Raw genomic sequence first — 18821 nt, 5'->3', positions numbered from 1 at the left:
ATAAAATTAAAACTTTAACGAATATCTTCCCACGAAGGACAATTGCCAAACCAATCTTTCAGGAAGTCCACAAACAGGCGTACTTTTGCGGATAAATGTCGATTATGGGGATAAACCGCATAAATATTGATCGGTTCAACCTCATATTCTTCCATGACGGATTCTAAAACACCATTTGCCAATTCCCGCCCAACAATAAATGCAGGTGAAACCGCAACCCCGGCCCCATTTACTGCCATATCACGGATTATATCGCCATTATTGGCTTTCACATCTCCTTCAATCTTCACCAAATGGGTCTTGCCATTTTCCTGATAAGACCACCCGCCACTATTGCGCGACAGGGTATAAATCAAACAATTCATATCTTCCAATTGGCGGGGGTGCGTTGGTTTGGTATGTTTTTGCCAGTAGTCGGGGGAGGCACATACAACCATCCGGCTGGATCCGACTTTCTTCGCAATCAGGGAAGAATCAGGTAAACGGCCGATGCGAATGGCAAGATCAAACCCTTCGTCCACAATATCAACATAACGGTCATTCAGTTGCACATCGACGCTCAGGTCTTCGTATTTTCCGATAAAGGCCGCAAGTGGTCGCCCCAGATGTTTCACACCAAAACTGACCGGGGCACTGATTTTAAGATGCCCGCGCGGCTCGTCCTGCAAACGGGTAATGGCCAGTTCGGCTTCTTCTGCCTCGCTCATAATCCGTTCACAGCGTTCATAAAAAACCTGTCCGACTTCGGTTAAGCTCAGCTTGCGCGTTGTCCGGTTTAACAATCGAACACCAAGACGATCTTCTAAAAAGGTAACCTTCTTACTAACCGAGCTTTTCGACATCCCCAGATCATCTGCCGCCTTTGAAAAACTACCCGATTGCACCACCTGTGCAAAAATCATCATGCCTGTCAGATTATTCATCGTTTCCTCATAGAAACAATTATGTTCCAAATTGCCCCATTATCATTTTCTGTCGAACAGTACATCATGCAGCATGAATTTTGACAAGAGGAGAATAGGAAATGGGCCTACTCGTTGACGGCAAATGGCAAGACACTTGGTACGATACCAAAAGCACTGGCGGAAAGTTCAAACGCCAAGACAGCAGTTTTCGCGATTGGGTCAGTCGGGATGGTAGCAGTGGTTTCAAGGCCGAAGCCGATCGCTATCGCCTTTATGTTTCCTATGCTTGTCCGTGGGCACACCGCACGCTTATTTTCCGCGCACTTAAGGGGCTTGAAGATATCATTGATGTGGTTGTCGTTGATCCCGTTATGAAAGAAAACGGCTGGATGCTCCCCGATCGTAATCCCCTGCACACTCTTTATACTCACGTTCAACCTGATTATACGGGTCGGGTCACTGTACCCGTTTTGTATGATAAAAAATCCAACGCGATTGTCAGTAATGAATCGGCTGAGATCATCCGGATGCTCAATACTGCCTTTGATGATTTTGCGACAAAAGAATGCGATGACCTCTATCCCGCAGCCCTGCAGACCGAAATCGACGAGATCAATACATTCGTGTATCACAACATCAACAACGGTGTGTACAAGGCAGGCTTTGCCACCACGCAAGATGCTTATGAAGAAGCCTTTGAAAACCTGTTTGCCGCCCTTGATAAGGTTGAAAATATCTTATCGAAAAACCGCTATCTTGTCGGGAACTATATCAGCGAAGCCGACTGGCGCCTGTTTACCACGCTTGTGCGCTTTGATGCTGTCTATGTCGGACATTTCAAATGCAATAAAAAACGCATTGTCGATTATCCGAACCTATGGGGATATCTGAAAGACCTCTATCAAGTTCCCGGCGTGGCCGAAACCGTCCATATGGACCATATCAAAACCCACTACTACGCCAGTCACGATACCATCAACCCCACAGGCGTGGTTCCTGCCGGACCGGAAATTGATTTCACCGCACCGCATGGTCGGGGGTAAATAAGCTCAGGGCCATTCATAAGCGGGGATATGAAGCACCCTTGTATTTATATCCTGACAAACAAACCGTATGGCACACTTTATGTCGGTGTCACGTCCCATTTATTACATCGACTTTATCAACATCAAAATGAATATTTCGATGGGTTTACAAAACGTTACAAACTAAAAAATCTGATTTATTTCGAGATGTATGACGACATGGAACATGCCATTCGTCGTGAAAAATCCCTGAAACGCTGGAGACGGGAATGGAAAATTCAGCTTATTGAACAACACAATCCTTATTGGCAGGATTTATCGTTCAAACTTTCAATGTAAGTGTCGCAATAATAGATCCCGGCTCAAGGCCGGGATGACGTTTTTACCAAACTTTTCCTCCCGTCATCCCGGACAAGCGTTCGCGCAGATCCGGGATCCATTTAAGCGTCAAGGGCAATATCTGAATTTTCTGCATACAATGTCTCTATTTAAATCATCAATCATTGGCTCGGGGTGTCATCTCTTGCTCGACAGACGGTGGGCATGTGTTACACCCGCAGACAGAACCATTTTGTGCCGCCGGATACTGGTTGGTCCATTGACCATTCCAACCGCCATGTGGGGCGCAGGTTTGTGGACAAATCGCCCCCGCACGCGCATTATCGGGGATCGGATAGACGGCTTCAATATCGCACCCGCACGCATAATCGGCCCTTGTGCCGGCCAGAATTTTATCCTGCATGGCATCAAACCAATCGCGTGAATTGCTATCCAGCGAAAACAGGGTTGCATTACTGTTTTCCACCATTTCCTTCATTTCCTGATATTTCGGATAGGTCTGAGAAAGCGTATCAAACACACTGGGGCGCACAGGCATCAGATATTGTGGATAACCTTTGCCATCACCGGGGCCGATACTGGCCGTAATGGTTTGCGCATCCGCAATGACATTGGCAAGTTGAACCGCCAAATCGCGTGTTCCACGGCTGACACTGGTCGGGTTAATCGCAATCAGGTCGGAATAAAACATGGTCGGCGCATCGGCATTGTCAGATGCGGGGAACGGTTTAATTTTTGTCGTCGCCCGTGTCTGTGCTGACATGGCGGAAAATGTCTCGGTATATCCGACAAAGACCCGTCCATATCCTTCGCTATACCATGTGCCCCGGTTATAGGTGTTGTCCCCAGCCTTGGTTGCATTATAAAAACTGGTCATATCCATCATGGTGCGCAAAAAACCCATCGCTGTGGGATCAATGGTTTCCGGCAGGCTGATGGGCCAGGTACCCTGAATACCAGCTTCGGATTCAATATAGCGGCACGCCGCTGTCGAGGCCCCTTGCATATCAATCATCAATCCCCGTGGTCCCGGCGGCACCATGCTGGTGAAGGTACAGGTCTTTAAGGTTTGTTTTAACGCGCTGATGGTTTGTGCGCTCGCAACCGCGCTATCATCTTCATGATAAAACAGCACATTGGCGCATCCCAGCATAGGGACTGCCAGATATCCACCGGACGGATTCTTTACCCCATCAATTGCATAATCAAAGAAATCCTGTTTGTTGAGAACTTCATCATCTTGCAAAAGATCAACCGATCCAATACTGTTGAAATAGTTTAAAAACATCGCATCCATAACATAGACATCGGCATTGGCAGGTGGATTCATATGATAACCACCGTCCCATTCATCGGATGTCAAAAAATGCAAGTTCACATTGGGTTGAACCTTTGCCCATTGCGTCGAAATTGCATCCTGAAACTGTTGTAGACGCGGTACCCACGGATAAAGCCCGACGGTTAAACTATCTGCGGCACGGGCAATCGGGGACTGTACAACCAGCCCAAATATGAAAAGAAATATTGCCAAGAAAACCTGAAAAGTCCGTCCCATATTTGCCTCCACATTATATCGGTTGCAAATATCAGAACACACTCAAGCTTTACTTTCAACCGGTCAATCGCGTTCCGCTGTAAAGACCCAGTCATTACCTTTTGAAAGGTCTTCGCGATAAGTGTACCCACCCAGATCGAAATTTTTAATCCCTTCCGGGTCTTCAAGGCGGTTCTGAATGATATAGCGCGCCATGGATCCACGGGCCCGTTTTGCCATCAGGCCAATGGTTTTTGCCACACCTTGCTTAATCTCTTTAAAAACAGGGGTGATAACTTCTGCATCCAGTGCCTTCTTATCCACGGCCTTGAAATATTCGTTGGAGGCACAATTGATCAAAATCTTTTGCGGTTGGTCTTTTAAAACATCATTTAAACGTTGAGAAATTTGGCTTCCCCAGAAATCGTACAGATTATGACCGCGTGGGTTGGCAAGCCGTGTTCCCATTTCCAAACGATAAGGCTGGATTAAATCCAACGGGCGCAGCAAACCATAAAAGCCGGACAAAATCCCGAAATGGTCTTGGGCAAATTTAAAATCGTCTTCATTCAAGCTTTTGGCATCCAAACCAACGTATGTATCACCGCTAAACGCCAATGCGGCTTGCTTGGCATTATCCGGAGTGAATGGTGTTGAGAACCCTTGAAAACGCGCATGATTCAAATCGGCCAATGCATCGCTGATTTTCATCAGTTGTGATAAATCAGCCCGTGTCAGCTTACATGTTGTTTTTGATAGTTCTTCCGTGTCTTCCAGAAAATAGGGCTGCGTATGGGGCAAACCAGAAACCGGCGTATCAAAATCCAGTTTTTTTGCAGGAGAAACAACACAGAACATAATTATATACCTTTTCTTAGGAAGACATTCAGAATAAGTCTAAACTTATCCCAAACACACATTTGATCAAGTCTTTATGCCGAGCTTCCGTTTGAGAAAAGCAATTTTTTCCAATTGCTGCTCTACCCGGATTTGCTTGGTTATCAAATGGGGTAAACGCCCGTCCCGTTTCATAATGCGCTCAATTTTCTTAGCCCGATCCAATAACCAAGCTTCGCGTTCTTTCAGAACTGCCGCATCCGGATGTTCTTTTTTGGGTTCAGGTAAAGGTTCTGTCGGGCGGGCTTTTTCCACAATCGCAGGCGTCAGGATCACGTTGATTTCCGAAATACAATTGGTCGGCGTTGCACTTAACATGGCAATTGAAATAACACTGCCGTCTAAAACACCGATGGAACAAGGCCAAGCTTTACGTTCTTTATGATCAATAATGCCATTAACCACAGTTAAATCCTGTCCATAACTGTCCAGACGACGATACAAATCCCGCACCCGGTCTAAAATGGCATCGCGTCCAACAATGGCTTCCTGATCCGTTCGCGTAAAAACCGACTGACTTTCATCCAGCATATCAGATAAGCCATTTAGATCACGTTTGTTAAAAGCCGTAATATAGGCTTTCGTCAGGGCTAAAACTGCCTTACGGCTGGGCTCTGCCGGCAATTGCCCTTTGTCCGAATATTTCTTTTCCGTCGGACGTGCCGTTGAAACAACCGCCCCATTCAGCAAAATAGCAATCGCATTTATTTTGCCATTGATCTTGCAACTGATGACACAGACGGCAACTGGAATGCCGTTCATCAAACACAAAAGACAAGGACGCGCTTTACTGTTGCCCAAATCAATAATGGCGCTGATCAATTCCAGCTTTCGATTACGTTCATCGGTACGTTGAAAAAGTGTTTTGATCCGGCGCAGAACATTTTCCTTACCAATAATGGTACTTTGTTCCTGTCGGCTGAAAATCACATTCTGATCATCCAAAAGATCCGCAATCGCCGCAAGGTCACGATTATTAAAGGCTTCCCCGTAAGCCTTTGTTGTCTCTAATGTCACCACCCGGTTTTGCATCACATCCTCTTAAAACAATAGTCATACTCTTAATGTGTCTCGGACAAGCCAACCTTGCAATTGGTTTCTTAAGAAAAAAGGCATAAAAAACACCCCGCATCAAATGGATACGAGGTGTTTTTCGAGAACTTATAAGGCGCTTGAACTGTATTTTACAGTGCAGGACCCGCTGCAACCAGTTTCTTTCCTTCTTCGTTATCAGTGAAACGACCGAAGTTATCGACAAACATGGCAGCCAAATTCTTGGCTTTTTCTTCCCACTCAGCCACATCAGCGTATGTGTCTTGCGGGTTCATGATGTTCGGGTCGCAATTGGGCAGAGATTGCGGAACTGCCAAATTGAAGTACGGCAGTTGCTTGAATTCTGCACCTTCAATAGATCCATCCAAAATGCCGTCGATGATTGCGCGTGTATCCTTAATGGAAATCCGTTTGCCTGTGCCGTTCCAACCTGTGTTCACAAGGTAGGCTTCTGCACCGGACGCGTTCATGCGTTCAACCAGAACTTTCGCATAAGTTGTCGGGTGCAAGGATAAGAACGCAGCACCAAAGCAAGAAGAGAACGTCGGTGTCGGTTCAGTGATACCACGCTCAGTACCCGCCAGTTTCGCTGTGAAACCAGACAGGAAATAATATTGTGTCTGTTCCGGTGTCAATTTGGAAACCGGGGGCAGAACGCCGAACGCATCGGCTGTCAGGAAGATAACTTTCTTCGCATGACCCGCTTTGGAAACCGGCTTGACGATATTTTCAATATGATAAATCGGATAGGAAACACGTGTGTTTTCTGTTTTCGAATTGTCATCAAAATCGATTTTACCGTCTTCAGTGACCGCAACGTTTTCCAGCAACGCATCACGGCGGATTGCGTTGTAAATATCGGGTTCGTTTTCTTTGGACAGGTTGATCGTTTTCGCATAACAGCCACCTTCGAAGTTGAAGACACCGTTGTCATCCCAACCATGTTCATCATCACCGATCAACTGGCGTTTCGGATCTGCGGACAAAGTTGTCTTGCCTGTACCGGAAAGGCCAAAGAAAACAGCCGTATCACCATCTACACCCACGTTGGCAGAACAATGCATGGAAGCAATACCTTTAAGCGGCAACAGGTAGTTCATGATAGAGAACATACCTTTTTTCATTTCGCCGCCATACCATGTACCGCCGATCAACTGAATTTGTTCTGTCAGATTAAACGCTACAAAGTTTTCAGAATTCAATCCTTGCTTTTCCCAGTTCGGGTTGGATGTTTTTGCACCGTTCATCACCACAAAATCGGGCTCATAACCAACGAGTTCTTCATCAGAAGGGCGGATAAACATGTTTTTAACGAAGTGAGCCTGCCAAGCGACTTCTGTAATAAAGCGTACTTTTAGACGGGTATCTTCGTTGGCACCGCAGAATGTGTCGACCACAAACAGACGCTTGCCGGACAATTGTGTCGTCACAAGGTTTTTCAGGTCTGCCCAAACTTCTTCGGAGATCGCTTTGTTATCGTTTTTACCTTGATCAGCCCACCAAACGGTATCGCGAGATGTATCGTCTTCCACAAAATATTTATCTTTGGGAGAGCGACCGGTAAAAATGCCCGTATCAACAGAAACTGCGCCAAGCTCAGTCACGATTCCTTTTTCAAAGCCTTCCAGGCCAGCTTTGGTTTCTTCTGCATAGAGAAGATCATATGAAGGGTTATAGACTACTTCTTGGACGTTCTCGATACCGTACTTCGACAGGTCGATATTCGTTTGGGTCGGGCTCATTTACAACTCCGGTGTCATAGTTTGCAAGCTTTGGTGCCGTGTTTTTTCATAAAGTCACATCGTTACAGAGTAATTTTCATAAAAATCTTGTTAAATCAAAATATAGCACAACAAGACTTTGACAAAACAATCTCCCCTCGGAAATGACCACTTTTCCTTCTCTCAAAAGGTGAGTGCCATAACAAAAAGCACCCCTGCTTAAAAAGCGGGCGGAGAATAACCTCTGCAGGCCGGAGAGACAACCACCTCATTGCATTTTTATTTCGTTTTTTTTGCAACAAAAGTTTCACGAACAAATATCGTGCACAACTTTCTTTAATTCTTCCATTGTTTTGACTTCTTTTTCAAAAGGATAACGAATTATCCTTGAAACTAATTTCAAGTCCATTCCATCCCCGTCGATGCGCAACAGTTGCCAAGCCTCCCCCGGCTGTTTGAGTAATTTTATTGCGCAAATCGTTGAAAGTTGCGGGAATTCGGTATTAAGGTACGAAATTACGCCTTCTTGTTCTTTGGAAAAATTCAAGAAAGCCGCCGAGTCGCCCAGATAATCATTGCCTTGCAACCATTCTGCCTGACCAAACCCACCTACAAAATGCGCTTTTTCAACAATCAGTCTGTAAAAGTTAAAATCGCTAAATTCAGCATACATCTTTGCCGATGGATGAATTTCCAGATATCGCGCAACCAGATCATCCTGTCGCACCGTCTCCACCTTTCCCACCAATGTCACGCGGGGGCCGCTTTGCGGGTTGCTGCGCATTGAGGCTTGCTCACATAAAAACGAGACCCGAGGTTCAACATTTATATTTTGTGTATGATCGGCCAAGTCTGACAGTAAAAACAACGGTTGGCCATAGATATCAAAGGTGGTTGCACAAAAGGAAACGTAGGGTGATTGGTCATTGCGATCTAATGTCGCCAAAGCACCGCTTCGACAAGAACGGACTATTTTGCGCGCTTCAAATCCTGTGGTCATTTGCTTTCCCCTTTTCTTTTCATTGACCCTGTCTGCCATAGGACCATATAGTCATTCAAATTTCCCATGCTAACCGATTGAGACGAAACCTTGGCACATACAATCGCACTTGTAGATGACGACCGCAACATCATCACCTCTGTTTCCATTTTATTGGAGGCTGAAGGTTATACTGTCAGAACATACCGTGATGGCGAAGAAGGTCTTGCCGGCATCACCAGCAATCCACCCGACCTTGTGGTTCTGGACATCAAAATGCCCCGCATGGATGGCATGGAAATGTTGGGGCAATTGCGTAAAGAAAGTCATGTTCCTGTTATTTTTCTGACTTCCAAAGACGATGAGATTGACGAACTACTCGGCCTTCGCATGGGGGCGGATGATTTCATCCGCAAGCCTTTTTCCCAGCGCCTCTTGCTGGAACGCATCCGTGTCTTGATCCGTCGCCAAGATGCCATTCGCCAGCAAAATGGCAAAGAACGGGATGAAAAGGATGTCATGCAACGCGGTCCTTTGCTGTTGGATGCAGGACGCCATCTGTGCGCCTGGAAAAAAGAACATGTCAATCTGACCGTGACCGAATTTTTAATTGTGGAATCCCTTGCGCGTCATCCCGGCCACGTTAAAAGCCGTGATCAATTGATTGATGCCGCATACGGCGAACATATTTATGTGGATGACCGCACCATCGACAGCCACATTAAGCGCGTGCGTAAAAAGTTTAAACTGGTCGATGACGATTTCAACCAAATCGAAACCCTATATGGGGTTGGCTACCGTTACCGCGAAAACGTGGAATAATCCACCATGCAACCTTTTGCCCGCTTTGAGCGCCCGAAACGTGTTTTTTCACCGATTACATTACGCATTCTGGCCGTCAACATGCTTGCGCTTGGCATTTTGGTCATTGGTATTCTCTATCTGGGTGAATATCGCCGCGCCTTGATCCTCAGTGAAGTTTCCGGCCTTGAAATTCAAGGTGAAATGTTTGCTGCGGCCTTGGGCGAAGGGGCCTCAATCAAGCAACGTGAACTCAACCGCAATAACAAGCTCGTCTTCAGTGTCGCACGTCAAATGGTCGCCCGACTGGTGCAAAAAGGTACGCGTGCACGTCTCTTTGCATTGGACGGTTCGTTGATGGCTGATAGTGGTGAATTAATTTTACGCAGCGCCGACAACCCCATTCACCAAAACGAAAGCTTGATTGAAAAGGGTTTACGCCTCGCCCAGGAATTCAGTTCCCGCGTGATTTTTGGGGAACAAGACCTACCACTGTATATCGAACCCCCCATGCAAAGCGCCAAAAATTTTCCCGAAACCCGGATGGCACTGGATGGTGAATACGGCGGCATGATCCGCGAAACAGTCGATGGCGGGATCATGATTTCTGTTGCCGTTCCCGTCACACGCGAAGGACATATTCTCGGCGCTTTGATGTTATCCAAGGGATCAGAAGATATTGAAGCCGCCTTGTTCGATGTTCGCCTGCACATCTTCAAGGTCTTTTTGCTCTCTTTCGGGGTAACGATTTTGCTGTCCCTCTATTTTGCAGGAACAATCGCACGCCCTTTGCGCAAACTTTCAAAAGCGGCACACCAATTGCGCACAGGTATGAACCAGCGCGATGAAATCCCTGACCTGAGTAATCGCAACGATGAAATCGGCGATTTATCTGCCGCCCTGCGCCAAATGACACAAGCCCTCTGGCAACGCATGGATGCGATTGAAAGCTTTGCCGCCGATGTTTCCCATGAATTAAAAAATCCACTGACATCCTTGCGTAGCGCCGTTGAAACGGTCAGCCATATCAACAACCCGGATGCACAAAAACGCCTGATGGATATTATTCAACATGATGTGTCGCGTCTGGATCGTTTGATCAGCGATATTTCCGAAGCCTCCCGCGTGGATGCAGAAATGTCGCGAGCCAAGGCCGAAAAACTTGACCTCAAAGCTATGCTTTCAACTCTGGTCGATATTCGTCAGACACAAATCGAGACGGATAAGACAGCACAAACCGAACCGGCCCTTGTCTTAAAAGCCGACACGGAAACCTCTTATATTGTGGAAGGCATGGACGGGCGGCTCGTACAGGTTTTTCAAAACCTGATCGGCAATGCTCTAACCTTTTCCCCAGCGGGTGGAACCATCACCTTGAGTCTGAAAAAAAACAAAGACACCATTGAGATCATCGTGGATGACCAAGGCCCCGGCATCCCCCCCGGCAATGAAGAAAAAATCTTCAAGCGATTTTATACCGAACGCCCGGACAGTGATGATTTCGGCAATCATTCCGGTCTGGGGCTTGCCATTTCCAAACAAATTGTTGAAACTCATGGCGGTACAATCATTGCCGAAAACCGCATCGGAGCCGGACAAATTAAAGGAGCACGCTTTCGCGTGAACTTACCCGCCAAATGAGCCAAATTCACGCCACAGCTATCGCGATTGACGAACAAGGCATATTACTACGCGGCCCCAGCGGGTCCGGTAAGTCCGACCTTGCCTTGCGCCTGATCGAACAGGGCGCCCGCCTTGTCAGCGATGACCGGGTCGAATTAATAAAAAAAGGCAACGAAATGATTGCCTTCGCACCAGCGACCATCAAAGATTTGTTTGAAGTGCGTCATCTGGGCATTCTTAAATTGCAAAGTCTAGAATCCGCCCCCCTTCGATTGGTGGTCGACCTTTGCCCCGCAGAAGAACTGGAACGTATGCCCGAGCGCTCCCATATGGAAATAGAAGGGGTTGAACTTGCACACCTTCGCCTCAATCCCTTTGAACAAAGTGCTGCTGCCAAAGTTTCCTTAGGGCTCGCAATCGCACTGGGACATATAGAACGGATCGAATGATGCAAAACGTACTGGTTGTCACCGGCCTAAGCGGCGCAGGCATGACAACAAGCCTGAAAATTCTGGAAGATATGGGCTATGAAACCATCGACGGCGTGCCCTTATCCCTGCTGGGGCAACTGGTAGGCAAAGATGCCCCGCTGGCCATTGGCGTTGATATCCGCACACGTGGGTTTGGTGTTTCTCCCTTACTGGAAGAACTCGACCTTCTAAAAGCGCAAGACGGGCTTGATCTCTCCCTCATTTTTTTGGATTGCGACAACACCGTAATTGAGCGCCGTTACGTTGAAACCCGTCACAGACACCCTCTCGCCGAAGATCGCCCCGTTGCAGACGGCATTCGCCACGAACGCCAACTTCTCGCCCCATTGCGCGAACGGGCTGATCTGGTTATTGATACGACAGAAATGGCGATTAAGGACTGTAAACGTATATTACAGGGGCAATATGCCCTTAGCGATAAAAAGCCATTGAGCGTTTTTGTCACGTCATTTTCTTATAAAAAAGGCATCCCGCGCGAAGCTGATTTGGTCTTTGATGTGCGATTCTTGCGCAACCCCTTCTATGATGTCGCCTTGCGCCCTTTAACCGGGGAAGACGATCAAGTTGGTGCCTATATCGAAAAAGACGATGGATTTGCCGATTTTCTCGTCAATCTGAAAAATTTAATTCACCCCTTGTTGCCGCGATATAGCGCAGAAGGCAAAAGTTACCTGACGATTGCAATCGGCTGTACAGGGGGGCAACATCGTTCTGTCTATATCGCACGTAAATTATGTTTGTGGTTGCAAGAAAGTGGTGAAAATGCGCAATTGCAACATCGTGAGTTGACGAACCGCGCACACTAAACCAAGATAGCGCGCTAAACGAGATTTGAGAGGGAAGTGATCGTATGATCGGAATGGTGTTGGTAACACATGGTCGTCTGGCAGACGAACTTATTGCAGCATTGGAACATGTTGTTGGTCCACAGGAAAATGTTTCCTCGGTTTGCATCGGGCCTGACGATGATATGGAACAACGGCGCAGCGATATTCTGGAACAGGTTTCCAATTGCGACAGCGGCAACGGCGTGATTTTGCTGACCGATATGTTTGGCGGCACACCTTCTAATCTGGCAATTTCCATTATGGACAAGGCCAAGGTCGAGGTTATCGCCGGGGTCAACTTGCCCATGCTGGTCAAATTGGCCAGTGTTCGCAAAAACGAAGATTTGGCAGAAACCGCCGCCCAAGGGCAAGACGCCGGACGCAAATATATCAACATAGCTTCCAGCCTGCTGGGACAAGATTAAGACGACGATCATCACATGAGCCTTTCCCAAACACTGGAAATCCAAAACCAACGCGGCCTGCACGCCCGTGCTGCTGCAAAATTTGTCAAAACCGCCGCCGAGTTCGAAGGAACCAACATTATGGTCGCCAAAGGCGGGCAGGAAGTCTCCGGCAATTCCATTATGGGTTTGTTGATGCTGGCGGCCTCCATCGGCACATCCATCGAAGTCAAAACCGAAGGCCCGCAGGCCGAAGAAGCCCTAAGCGCCATTTCCATACTGGTAAACGACAAATTCGGCGAAGATTAGGCCGGTTATATGGAACAAATATTCGAAGGCCTTGGCGTTTCTGGCGGTATCGGATTTGGGATTGCCCATATCCGTGAAAGCGGCGTGTGCGAGATCAACGAGTATTGCATCCCTGCCGACCATGTCGACGACGAACTGAACCGCCTTGAAAACGCGCTTGAAAAATCGCGCAACCAGCTTGCAAAGCTCCGCCAAAAAGCAAGTCAATTGCCCCCGGCTGCCGCCGAAGAACTTGGTTTTCTTCTGGATGCTCATCTCCATATGCTGAAAGGCTCCCGTCTGGTGCGTGGTGTCAATCAGCATATTCGGGATTATAAAATCAATGCCGAAGCCGCCTTGCAACACGTTCTGGATGAAATCAGCGAAGGGTTCAAGGCACTGGATGATGCCTATATCGCCTCGCGCCAATCCGATGTGCATCAGGTTGCGGCCCGCGTTATGCGCAATCTGTGTGAAGAACCCCACCAACCTTTTCACGACCTGCCGGATAATTCCATTATTATCGCCGAAGAACTGACCCCGGCAGACACCGCCTTGATGAACCCAAAAACCGTTGCCGGGTTTACGACAGTATTGGGCGGGCCCGAAAGCCACACAGCCATTATGGCACGTGCCTTGGGTTTACCTGCTGTTTTGGGTGCCGCGGGTGTCATTGGCGCCATTAACACAGGCGACACCGTCATTATTGATGGGGATGCGGGACGTGTTGTTGTAAATCCAAGCGATAAAACCCGCCGTTTTTACCAACGCCGCGCCATTGAAAATGCAGAAAGAAACAAGCGGCTTACCTATTTAAAAGATCGCGATGCCGTGACCAGAGACGGCGTTAAAGTCACCCTGAAAGCCAATATGGAACTGCCCATCGAGATTGACAATATCATCAACAATGGTGCCGAAGGTGTCGGTCTGTTACGCAGTGAGTTCATGTATATGAACCGCGACAGTCTGCCGGATGAACATGTTCAGTATAATATATTCAAAGATTTACTGGAACGCTTGGACGGCAAACCCTTAACGGTACGAACATTGGACATTGGCGGGGACAAAACAGCCAAATCCCTGATCGAAGATTTTGGAAACTCCATTTGCTCTCCCTTGGGGATGCGCGGTATTCGACTATCGTTGAATCGCCCCGACATTTTGGAAACTCAATATCGTGCCCTGTTGCGGGCCGGACAACACGGCCCGATTAAAATTTTATTGCCGATGGTCACTTCGATTAACGATGTCCGCCAAGCCCGTCTTTTCCTACAACAAATTGCCGATAAAATGCGCACAGAAGGTTTCGACATTCCCGATCCCTTACCGCCGCTTGGCGCGATGATTGAAGTTCCAGGTGCCGCCCTTTCTGCTGACGCATTGGCGCGTGTCTGTGATTTCTTTGCCATTGGATCAAACGATCTTACGATGTACACACTGGCAACAGATCGGTCCGACGAACAAGTCGCGCATTTATTCGACCCCTTGCATCCGGCTGTCTTGCGACTGATCCAATTCGCCACGCAAGCGGCCTTACGTAATAATATCCCCGTCAGCTTATGCGGTGAAATGGCGGGAAATCCACGCTTTACCGCCCTTTTGCTCGGCTTAGGGATCCGTGATTTGTCCATGAGTGCAACCAACATCCCCAAGATCAAGCAACGCATTCTGGAAATGGCAGAACAATCCGCCGTGCAACGCGCCAATATTATTATGGATCAAACCGACAGTGGTCGGATTGCCATGCTCTTGGATGACTTCAGTGACCGTGGCGTTTTTTAACCTTCGATCGCGGATAAGACTGTTTCCACAGATAAATCGTTTAAGCTTTGTTCACGCAAGATCGTAACGTCCGGCCCACGTTGACCACAAAGTTGTGGATCCGAGGCATGAGAATAAAGGACGATAGAACGGCACCCCGCCAATGAGATCATATGCATGGGGCCGGTATCATTGCCTACGGCCAACCTTGCACGTCGTGCCAAGGTGGCAATTTCAATAAAATCGGTTTGCCCGGACAGATCGTACACATCCGGGCAACGATCTAAAATTTCATCAAGAACGTCGCTTTCTTTCGCTGTTCCCAACATGACAGGCTGGATATTTCGCTCGATCAAAGCTTGTGCCAATGCCGCATAATTTTTCGCCGGCCAACGCTTTTCAGGGCGATGCGGGGCACCACCGGGGACCAGCAAAGCAAAATTGCTATCCAGATCAAAACGCGACAAATCAGCCTCTGCCCAGCTTAAATCCGGCATTGGCGTCTTGTAAATCCCAGCCATTTCCAACTGTTCGGCCTGTCGGTCAATGGTATGCATAAAATTGCGTTGTGGATTACCATGAGGGTGGGAACAGCCCCGCGCAATTCCCGACCATTTCACCTGAGCCCCCATCAACTTAAAATAACTGGAAGAGCGATCCGATGTTTGCAAATCATACGCTCGGTCAAAATTTCCACTTTTCAGTTTTTGACGGAGTTTCAACGTGCGGCGCACCTGCCATGCTTTAGGCCGTTCATCTTCCCAAACTGCATCAAAATAACCGCAAGCTTTGCCCAAGGCCATATAAGGTTTGGTCGTCAACAAAGTAATATGAGCATTACGATGATGATCGCGAATGGCTTTCATCGGCCCCAAGGCCTGAATAAAATCACCGAGCGCACTCAATTTAATCACGAGAATGCGTTCTTGTTTTTCGTTACGATTGGGCATTACGCATCAAGACTTAAGACTTCGTTATAAACTTCCAGTGTTTTGGCACACATGGCTTCTTTGGAAAACTCTTTTGTGATATGCGCTTTGGCCTGTTCTGCCATTTGATCACGTTTTTGTGCCGACAAATTGAGACCTTTTTCAATCGCACTTGCCATTGAGTCCGCATCACCGGGTTTACAGAGCCAACCGGTTTGATCTTCAATAACCGTTTCACGCGCCCCGCCATGATCGGTTGCCACAACCGGACGGCCCATCGCTTGTGCTTCAATGGCAACCCGTCCGAACGCTTCAGGGTCCGTCGATGCAGAAACCACTAAATCACACAACATATAAGCCGTCGGCATATCGTTACATTCATCCACCATCGTCACCACCCCTTGCAGGTTATGATGCTGAATGCGTTTTTCCAATTCTTTGCGATATTCCGTACGGCCCTGGTCGGACCCGATCAACAAGCAACAAACATCACGGCGTCCAAGTTTGGCAATTGCATCAATAAAGACCAATTGTCCTTTCCAGCGCGTTAATCGCCCCGGCAAGGCCACAACAGGCACCCCGTCAGGGATATTCCATTGCGTCGATAATTTCACCAAACGTTCCGCTGTAATTTTTTCCGGATTAAAACGGAACAGATCAACCCCACGATGGATCAAACGGATGGTTTCGCGTCGCACCCCGTAAATTTTACGCATATGCCCGGCAATGAAAGACGAAATGGCAATCACCCGGTCGCCCTTGGTCATAACCGAATTATACCAACGCTTAAACGGGTTCCCATGACTGTAAGTTCCGTGGAAAGTCGTGATATAAGGCACATGGGCGCGTTTGCAGGCCCAATAAGCACTCCATGCAGGGGCACGTGATCGTGCATGCACCAGATCAACGGTTTCCTGTTTTATCAATTGTACCAGCCGGGTGGCATTTTTACGCATGACAAAAAAGTTTTTCGAATCGACCGGCATTTGAATATGTTCGGCCCCCACGCGGGTTAAATCATGGACCATCGGCCCCCCAGCCGAAACCACAATGGCCCGACCACCTGCATTGACAATGGCTTCCGCCATTTCAACCGTGCCGCGTTCCACACCGCCTGTCACCATCGCAGGCAATACCTGCATCACCGTTGCACGGCGACTTGTCTTTTGCGGGGTTTGCGGGTCTTGCTGAATAATGCTATCAATCATGCGCTTCGTTCTTGAATGTAAATTCTTCAGGTTTTTATAGATTATGACATCCGATATACCTACAGGAAATACTCCACCCGCCTTCTTAACACAAGTGAATGGTGAAAAGATCGCCTATCATTATAGCCCGGGCCGTACCCCCGGTGTCATTTTTTTACATGGCTTAATGTCGGATATGGACGGTGGAAAGGCCCTTCACCTTGAAGAATATTGCAAAAAACGCGGCAACGCTTTTTTACGGTTCGATTGTCAGGGACACGGTCAATCAGATGGCCTGTTTAAAGACGGTTGCATGACCCGCTGGTCTAACGACAGCGTGGATGTGCTAGATCAATTGACAACGGGGCCGCAAGTTCTGGTCGGATCTTCAATGGGCGGATGGAATATGCTGCTTACTGCCCTGAAACGCCCGGAACGTATCGCCGGTTTGATCGGCATTGCCGCCGCGCCCGATTTTACCGAAGATTTGATGATGAACGATCTGAGCGCCGAACAGCATCAAAAAATTGCCGAACAAGGTTATGTGGAATTGCCCAGTGATTATGGCGATGATCCTTATGTCATTTCCAAAGCCATGCTGGAGGACGGACGCGAAAACCTGCTTTTGCGCCGCCCGATTAATCTGGATATGCCCGTGCGCCTGATCCACGGCATGCAGGACCCGGACGTCCCTTGGCAAACCGCCCTGCGGATCCAGCAGATAATTACCTCCAACGATGTGGAAATTACCTTTGTTAAAAACGGTGACCATCGCCTCAGCGAAGACAGCGATCTTGATCGCCTGACACGCACCCTTGACGTTTTACTGACACAGGTTGAAGGTAGCGACTTTTAAACAAAGTGAAATTTTTCAATCCCTTTAATTTTACCAATCCGGTGTTTGAGTGTATAGGCGTTAATCTGGCCTTTCGCTGCACAGGTCATTTCTATGCAAAATGACTGGTTTGCATTGGGCAGAACTTTAAGTTCGTCCAGATGAAAGCTCATGGTGCGCATGAGATCCAGCACACGCGGGATATCATCCAATGGATTGTGGGAATTGAAACTTAGAAAACTCATAACTTCCTCCTTCGTCGAGGAAGCGATACTAAGGGAAGGCCTGCAAAATTTGTTTTTGAATTTACTTTAAATTCACATAAAGGCAGATTATTATTTTGTGAATTTAATATTTTAAAAATGATACTTTCATATTATGAGCATATCCAAGAAACTTGACCTGATGGATATTAAGATCCTGAAAGAACTGTCCGCCAATGGTCGGTTAAACAATAATCAACTGGCAGAAAAAGTTGGTCTGTCCGCCAGCCCTTGCTGGCAACGGGTAAAACGACTGGAAAACGAAGGCTATATTGACGGCTATGTTGCCTTGCTCAATTCTGAGAAATTGGGAATTAGCGAACTGGTTATCATCGAAGTTACTTTGGATCGACATGACGACGACATATTGGCGCGATTTGAACAAGCGATGGAGGCTCTACCCGAAGTCTTGGAAGTTTACCTGACCACTGGCGAATATGACTTCCAGCTTAAAGTTGCAGTTAAAGGAACGAAGGGATACGAGGCATTTCTACGTGAAAAGCTTTATAAAATTCCCGGCATTCGACATTCCCGTTCCAGCTTTATCCTACGCTGCTTCAAGAAATCACATTCCGTACAGCCCAATACTGAAGTGCTGAATTCGTAATTTCCAAACTGTTTTCGGCAAATCCTACCGACCACGTTGTCCATAACGGTGCTGCAAGTGCTGCACATGAACAAGCGTGCCCAGCCATTGATTTTCATAACATTCCCGAATGGCATTCTCAAAACCGACCGCATTTACAAGACGTTGTGCAAAATCAGCCTGATAATCCTTGTTGGGTGGGATAGACATTCTTACATCTGACATGGTTTTCTCCTGTTTTTTATAATTCTATCCGATTGGTATTACCAATTAATTAAGCAGAAACCATGCCAGAAAAAAATAATCAAAATACTTCTTGATAAACATATAAAGATTTCTTTATATTATCCCCAAGTTCGAAATACATAGAATT

At 47.4% G+C, this 18821-nt stretch carries 21 protein-coding genes; 11 read left to right on the top strand and 10 right to left on the bottom strand.

Features of this window, described 5'->3' with window-relative positions:
• Positions 1–14 precede the first annotated feature (14 nt).
• Positions 15–923, bottom strand: a complete 909-nt coding sequence (locus ACI0FF_RS03520; protein ID WP_419798757.1) for a LysR family transcriptional regulator — start codon at positions 921–923, stop codon at positions 15–17.
• 101 nt (positions 924–1024) lie between these two features.
• Between ACI0FF_RS03520 and ACI0FF_RS03515 the strand changes: the two genes are divergently transcribed.
• A complete protein-coding gene (locus ACI0FF_RS03515) occupies positions 1025–1948 on the top strand; it encodes a glutathione S-transferase family protein (protein ID WP_419798756.1) in 924 nt (307 codons plus the stop codon).
• A gap of 30 nt (positions 1949–1978) precedes the next feature.
• Positions 1979–2269: a GIY-YIG nuclease family protein gene (locus tag ACI0FF_RS03510; protein WP_419798755.1), complete on the top strand. Its 291-nt coding sequence runs from the start codon at positions 1979–1981 to the stop codon at positions 2267–2269.
• 157 nt (positions 2270–2426) lie between these two features.
• On the opposite strand, the gene bcmE is transcribed toward ACI0FF_RS03510, so the two are convergent.
• From bcmE to ACI0FF_RS03485, 5 genes are all read right to left on the bottom strand, one after another.
• Positions 2427–3824 (bottom strand): thiamine pyridinylase, encoded by a 1398-nt coding sequence (bcmE, locus tag ACI0FF_RS03505; RefSeq protein ID WP_419798754.1) that lies wholly within the window; start codon positions 3822–3824, stop codon positions 2427–2429.
• Positions 3825–3887: 63 nt separating this feature from the next.
• Positions 3888–4661 carry a peroxide stress protein YaaA gene (gene yaaA / locus ACI0FF_RS03500; RefSeq protein ID WP_419798753.1) on the bottom strand — a complete coding sequence of 258 codons (774 nt, stop codon included), beginning with the start codon at positions 4659–4661 and terminating at the stop codon, positions 3888–3890.
• Between the two features lie 66 nt (positions 4662–4727).
• Entirely contained in the window at positions 4728–5732 is a 1005-nt protein-coding gene (locus tag ACI0FF_RS03495; protein ID WP_419798752.1) for a hypothetical protein, read from the bottom strand.
• 152 nt (positions 5733–5884) lie between these two features.
• Positions 5885–7495 (bottom strand): phosphoenolpyruvate carboxykinase (ATP), encoded by a 1611-nt coding sequence (gene pckA, locus ACI0FF_RS03490; protein WP_419798751.1) that lies wholly within the window; start codon positions 7493–7495, stop codon positions 5885–5887.
• 286 nt (positions 7496–7781) lie between these two features.
• Positions 7782–8474: a HugZ family protein gene (locus ACI0FF_RS03485; RefSeq protein ID WP_419798750.1), complete on the bottom strand. Its 693-nt coding sequence runs from the start codon at positions 8472–8474 to the stop codon at positions 7782–7784.
• A 90-nt stretch (positions 8475–8564) separates the two neighbouring features.
• Here ACI0FF_RS03485 and ACI0FF_RS03480 point away from each other — a divergent pair, with 90 nt between their 5' ends.
• The 7 genes from ACI0FF_RS03480 to ptsP are packed head-to-tail and all read left to right on the top strand — an operon-like array spanning position 8565 to position 14669.
• Positions 8565–9275 (top strand): response regulator transcription factor, encoded by a 711-nt coding sequence (locus ACI0FF_RS03480; protein ID WP_419798749.1) that lies wholly within the window; start codon positions 8565–8567, stop codon positions 9273–9275.
• A 6-nt stretch (positions 9276–9281) separates the two neighbouring features.
• Entirely contained in the window at positions 9282–10895 is a 1614-nt protein-coding gene (locus ACI0FF_RS03475; RefSeq protein WP_419798748.1) for a stimulus-sensing domain-containing protein, read from the top strand.
• On the top strand, positions 10892–11326 hold the full coding sequence (locus ACI0FF_RS03470) for an HPr kinase/phosphorylase (RefSeq protein ID WP_419798747.1): 435 nt from the start codon (positions 10892–10894) through the stop codon (positions 11324–11326). The genes ACI0FF_RS03475 and ACI0FF_RS03470 overlap by 4 nt, the downstream gene beginning before the upstream one ends.
• Positions 11323–12174, top strand: a complete 852-nt coding sequence (gene rapZ / locus ACI0FF_RS03465) for an RNase adapter RapZ (protein WP_419798746.1) — start codon at positions 11323–11325, stop codon at positions 12172–12174. Before ACI0FF_RS03470 ends, rapZ begins: the two co-directional genes overlap by 4 nt.
• 44 nt (positions 12175–12218) lie before the next feature.
• Positions 12219–12620 (top strand): PTS sugar transporter subunit IIA, encoded by a 402-nt coding sequence (locus ACI0FF_RS03460; protein ID WP_188666562.1) that lies wholly within the window; start codon positions 12219–12221, stop codon positions 12618–12620.
• 15 nt (positions 12621–12635) lie between these two features.
• Complete coding sequence (locus ACI0FF_RS03455; RefSeq protein ID WP_419798745.1) at positions 12636–12908, top strand: HPr family phosphocarrier protein; 273 nt, start codon at positions 12636–12638, stop codon at positions 12906–12908.
• 9 nt (positions 12909–12917) lie between these two features.
• Positions 12918–14669, top strand: a complete 1752-nt coding sequence (ptsP, locus tag ACI0FF_RS03450) for a phosphoenolpyruvate--protein phosphotransferase (RefSeq protein WP_419798744.1) — start codon at positions 12918–12920, stop codon at positions 14667–14669.
• Here ptsP and ACI0FF_RS03445 read toward each other — a convergent pair.
• Positions 14666–15598: a glycosyltransferase family 9 protein gene (locus ACI0FF_RS03445; protein WP_419798743.1), complete on the bottom strand. Its 933-nt coding sequence runs from the start codon at positions 15596–15598 to the stop codon at positions 14666–14668. The genes ptsP and ACI0FF_RS03445 overlap by 4 nt on opposite strands.
• The gene (locus tag ACI0FF_RS03440) at positions 15598–16785 is read right to left on the bottom strand and encodes a glycosyltransferase family 4 protein (RefSeq protein WP_419798742.1); all 1188 of its coding nucleotides are present in this window, start codon (positions 16783–16785) and stop codon (positions 15598–15600) included. The genes ACI0FF_RS03445 and ACI0FF_RS03440 overlap by 1 nt, the downstream gene beginning before the upstream one ends.
• Positions 16786–16828: 43 nt before the next feature.
• On the opposite strand from ACI0FF_RS03440, the gene ACI0FF_RS03435 reads away from it, so the two are divergent.
• The gene (locus ACI0FF_RS03435; RefSeq protein ID WP_419798741.1) at positions 16829–17620 is read left to right on the top strand and encodes an alpha/beta fold hydrolase; all 792 of its coding nucleotides are present in this window, start codon (positions 16829–16831) and stop codon (positions 17618–17620) included.
• Here the strand turns inward: ACI0FF_RS03435 and ACI0FF_RS03430 are convergent.
• Positions 17617–17844 carry a hypothetical protein gene (locus ACI0FF_RS03430; RefSeq protein WP_419798740.1) on the bottom strand — a complete coding sequence of 76 codons (228 nt, stop codon included), beginning with the start codon at positions 17842–17844 and terminating at the stop codon, positions 17617–17619. The two genes, ACI0FF_RS03435 and ACI0FF_RS03430, sit on opposite strands and share 4 nt — an antisense overlap.
• Before the next feature lie 133 nt (positions 17845–17977).
• Between ACI0FF_RS03430 and ACI0FF_RS03425 the strand changes: the two genes are divergently transcribed.
• Positions 17978–18469 (top strand): Lrp/AsnC family transcriptional regulator, encoded by a 492-nt coding sequence (locus ACI0FF_RS03425; RefSeq protein ID WP_419798739.1) that lies wholly within the window; start codon positions 17978–17980, stop codon positions 18467–18469.
• A gap of 24 nt (positions 18470–18493) precedes the next feature.
• Here ACI0FF_RS03425 and ACI0FF_RS03420 read toward each other — a convergent pair whose 3' ends face one another.
• Entirely contained in the window at positions 18494–18673 is a 180-nt protein-coding gene (locus ACI0FF_RS03420; protein ID WP_419798738.1) for a hypothetical protein, read from the bottom strand.
• Positions 18674–18821: the final 148 nt, after the last annotated feature.

This window comes from Terasakiella sp. 4MB5A (assembly GCF_050058155.1).
Taxonomy (GTDB): Bacteria; Pseudomonadota; Alphaproteobacteria; order Rhodospirillales; family Terasakiellaceae; genus Terasakiella; species Terasakiella halodenitrificans.
This window is presented reverse-complemented; position numbering and strand designations above follow the sequence as displayed.

What these genes read in the sequence shown, in the direction of transcription:
- ACI0FF_RS03520 (WP_419798757.1), bottom strand. Translation starts at nt 923, where the DNA reads ATGAATAATCTGACAGGCATGATGATTTTTGCACAGGTGGTGCAATCG.
- ACI0FF_RS03515 (WP_419798756.1), top strand. Translation starts at nt 1,025, where the DNA reads ATGGGCCTACTCGTTGACGGCAAATGGCAAGACACTTGGTACGATACC.
- ACI0FF_RS03510 (WP_419798755.1), top strand. Translation starts at nt 1,979, where the DNA reads ATGAAGCACCCTTGTATTTATATCCTGACAAACAAACCGTATGGCACA.
- bcmE (WP_419798754.1), bottom strand. Translation starts at nt 3,824, where the DNA reads ATGGGACGGACTTTTCAGGTTTTCTTGGCAATATTTCTTTTCATATTT.
- yaaA (WP_419798753.1), bottom strand. Translation starts at nt 4,661, where the DNA reads ATGTTCTGTGTTGTTTCTCCTGCAAAAAAACTGGATTTTGATACGCCG.
- ACI0FF_RS03495 (WP_419798752.1), bottom strand. Translation starts at nt 5,732, where the DNA reads ATGCAAAACCGGGTGGTGACATTAGAGACAACAAAGGCTTACGGGGAA.
- pckA (WP_419798751.1), bottom strand. Translation starts at nt 7,495, where the DNA reads ATGAGCCCGACCCAAACGAATATCGACCTGTCGAAGTACGGTATCGAG.
- ACI0FF_RS03485 (WP_419798750.1), bottom strand. Translation starts at nt 8,474, where the DNA reads ATGACCACAGGATTTGAAGCGCGCAAAATAGTCCGTTCTTGTCGAAGC.
- ACI0FF_RS03475 (WP_419798748.1), top strand. Translation starts at nt 9,282, where the DNA reads ATGCAACCTTTTGCCCGCTTTGAGCGCCCGAAACGTGTTTTTTCACCG.
- ACI0FF_RS03470 (WP_419798747.1), top strand. Translation starts at nt 10,892, where the DNA reads ATGAGCCAAATTCACGCCACAGCTATCGCGATTGACGAACAAGGCATA.
- rapZ (WP_419798746.1), top strand. Translation starts at nt 11,323, where the DNA reads ATGATGCAAAACGTACTGGTTGTCACCGGCCTAAGCGGCGCAGGCATG.
- ACI0FF_RS03460 (WP_188666562.1), top strand. Translation starts at nt 12,219, where the DNA reads ATGATCGGAATGGTGTTGGTAACACATGGTCGTCTGGCAGACGAACTT.
- ACI0FF_RS03455 (WP_419798745.1), top strand. Translation starts at nt 12,636, where the DNA reads ATGAGCCTTTCCCAAACACTGGAAATCCAAAACCAACGCGGCCTGCAC.
- ptsP (WP_419798744.1), top strand. Translation starts at nt 12,918, where the DNA reads ATGGAACAAATATTCGAAGGCCTTGGCGTTTCTGGCGGTATCGGATTT.
- ACI0FF_RS03445 (WP_419798743.1), bottom strand. Translation starts at nt 15,598, where the DNA reads ATGCCCAATCGTAACGAAAAACAAGAACGCATTCTCGTGATTAAATTG.
- ACI0FF_RS03440 (WP_419798742.1), bottom strand. Translation starts at nt 16,785, where the DNA reads ATGATTGATAGCATTATTCAGCAAGACCCGCAAACCCCGCAAAAGACA.
- ACI0FF_RS03435 (WP_419798741.1), top strand. Translation starts at nt 16,829, where the DNA reads ATGACATCCGATATACCTACAGGAAATACTCCACCCGCCTTCTTAACA.
- ACI0FF_RS03430 (WP_419798740.1), bottom strand. Translation starts at nt 17,844, where the DNA reads ATGAGTTTTCTAAGTTTCAATTCCCACAATCCATTGGATGATATCCCG.
- ACI0FF_RS03425 (WP_419798739.1), top strand. Translation starts at nt 17,978, where the DNA reads ATGAGCATATCCAAGAAACTTGACCTGATGGATATTAAGATCCTGAAA.
- ACI0FF_RS03420 (WP_419798738.1), bottom strand. Translation starts at nt 18,673, where the DNA reads ATGTCAGATGTAAGAATGTCTATCCCACCCAACAAGGATTATCAGGCT.